The 2,503-nt window shown below is 60.0% G+C and carries 2 protein-coding genes; one reads left to right on the top strand and one right to left on the bottom strand.

Annotation, left to right across the window (positions count from 1 at the left end):
• Positions 1-309 precede the first annotated feature (309 nt).
• Positions 310-462, bottom strand: coding sequence for a DUF3096 domain-containing protein (locus QOC89_RS09700; protein WP_007175701.1), 153 nt, complete (start codon positions 460-462; stop codon positions 310-312).
• 439 nt (positions 463-901) lie between these two features.
• On the opposite strand from QOC89_RS09700, the gene QOC89_RS09695 reads away from it, so the two are divergent.
• Positions 902-2,059, top strand: a complete 1,158-nt coding sequence (locus QOC89_RS09695; protein WP_323044823.1) for a lactonase family protein — start codon at positions 902-904, stop codon at positions 2,057-2,059.
• Positions 2,060-2,503 lie beyond the last annotated feature (444 nt).

Below are 2,503 nucleotides of genomic sequence, written 5' to 3'. Positions count from 1 at the left end.
TCTTCCATCTGGCGCGCTGTGGTTGGTGCGAATCTGTTGCACAGCTCGGGCTCGAATCTCTCGCGCATACGCGTATCGCGCATACACATATATTGCCGCGCTGCTTTGTCACGCCGTTTCGCTTTGCCGCTCAGTCTCGCTGCTTCCCTGTGCTACTTGCTACGCACTACGTGCGGGACCGTCGCCACGTCGATACGCGTGTCGTTGCTCAGCTACCGCGGCGTTCATCCGGGACGGCGCCGGGCCGGCACTGCGCCCGGTCGTACGTTCCTTGCTGCTTCTATTGCCGACTGCCGCCGCCGCGTTGACTCAGAAGTGCGACGACCCCACGCCGAAGATCCCAATGATGCCGATGATGATCAGATAGAGCGCGACGATGTAGTTCAACAGGCGCGGCATGACGAGAATCAGAATACCGGCGATCAACGAAACGAGCGGGCCCAGGCTGAGTGTGACGTTCATGAAGACTCCGTAGTGTGTAATGGGTGAGACGTGGTTGAAAAATGGGTAAAACGCGGTTGAAAAAAATGCCCCGCCGGGCGGGACGATTGCTGCGCATGCAGCGGTGCGCCGATCAACAGCGCGGCCCGGCCGATCGCAGCCCGACTAATCCGCGCCCGGCAGCAATCGCTGCATGATCCGACGCAACGCTTTTATACTTGCCTCGATAAAAACAATTCGACCGGACGCGCGGCAGACCAGAGACACCATTACAACGATGCCACCGAATAACCAATGTAGAGGAGGTCATATGCTTCGTAGTCCCCGGGTCACAGCGCGTGCTGCTTCAAACTCTGCCTCAAACTCTTCTTCACTTCCTGCTGTTCAATCCACCTCATGGCGCGGCGGCCGGCCAGCTCCTCTGCGTTCCGCCCGCTCGATAATAAAAGGTTTCGTGCTCATGGTCTCGATTGTTGCTTCGCATGCGTTTGCGCAAGATTCCGGCCCGGCTCCCGCCGACGGCGTGTATGACATGCTGGTCGGCACTTACACCGGTGGCAAGAGCGAAGGCCTATACGTCTACCGCTTCGACACGAAGACGGGCGAAGCGACCCGCGTCTCGGTCGCGCAGACGGTCAACCCGTCGTACCTGGTGGTGAGCCGCGATCGCCGCTTCGTCTACGCGGTCAACGAATTGCCGGGCGACAATGGCCCGGCCACGCAACGCGGCGGCATCAGCGCATTTCGCTTCGACGCCGCAAGCGGGCAGCTGACCTTCCTCAACAAAGTCTCGTCGGACGGCAATGACCCGTGCTATCTGAGCCTGTCGCCGGACGGCAAATATCTGCTGACGGCCAACTACTCGGTGGCGGCCGATCCGGGCGGCAGTTTCGCGGTGTTCCCGTTGCAGGCGGATGGCCAGGTGGGCGCGTCGGTGCTCACGGTGCACCATGAAGGCGGCGGTCCGGTGAAGGGACGGCAGGACAACTCGCATGTTCATTCCACGGTGTTCTCGCCGGACGGTCACTACCTGTTCGCGCAAGACCTGGGCGCCGACAAGCTGTACTCATACCGCTACACGCCTGACGGTAGCCGCGGTCTGTTCGGTCCGACCGACTGGCGCTACGCGCAGGAGAAAGCGGGCACCGGGCCGCGTCATCTGGTGTTCGGCGCGGACGGCAAACATGCTTATTTGACGAGTGAACTGGCGGGCACGGTCAGCACCTTCAATTACAACGATGGCAAGCTCACGCAAGTGCAGACGCTTTCGTTGACCGAGCCTGGCTTCAAGGGCGCGGTGGGCGGCTCGGCGATTCATCTGTCGCCGGACGGGCGCTTTGTCTACGCGTCCAATCGCGGCGACGCGAACGATATCGTGATCTTCTCGGTCGACCCCACGAATGGTCATCTGAAGAAGATCGGGCACCAGTCGAGTCTGGGTAAGTCGCCGCGTGAGTTCGCGATCGACCCGACGGGAAATTGGTTGATCGTCGGCAATCAGAATAGCGGCACGGTGTATGTGTTCAAGCGCGATCAGCAGAGCGGCTTGCTCGAGGCGAATCCGAAGCGGATCGAGATTGATTCGCCGGTGGATTTCAAGTTGGTGTCGCCGTCGTGAGGGGAGGTTGGGTGCGTGATCTGAATGCGCACGCTTCCGGCGTGATGACTTTCTAAGGCTGGGTCGGGGAGAATGTAAAGATTAGTTATAATCCGCGCGTTTAGCTTGTCCGGTTGATCGTCTCGAAAAATAGGTGAGGTAAATTGTTCCTGCCGTTAGACAAAACGGCACAGGTTTAGCAGCCTGGTGCGTAGGACCGCACTGCCCGCGAAAGTGGGTAGTGCTCAAACGTGCGCGCCTTCTATGGGCGGGCCGTGGAGGGGGAGCCGCAAGGCTCGCCGGTTTTGGTCTTACGCCCGGTCTGCTAACCCGTCTACGTGCCCGCTCACCCTATCTGTTAGCAAGTGTCGGGCGATTCAGGAACGAACCGGAAATCGCACCATGACAAAGATCACCAAACAGCTTCAAACCGCGTCACGTCCCCCGGTCGACGCACTGCAGTAC

Origin of the sequence: Paraburkholderia sp., assembly GCF_034668105.1 — a bacterium.
Taxonomy (GTDB): domain Bacteria; phylum Pseudomonadota; class Gammaproteobacteria; order Burkholderiales; family Burkholderiaceae; genus Paraburkholderia.
The sequence above is the reverse complement of the archived record's forward strand: the minus strand, read 5'-3'. Positions and strand labels throughout refer to the sequence as shown.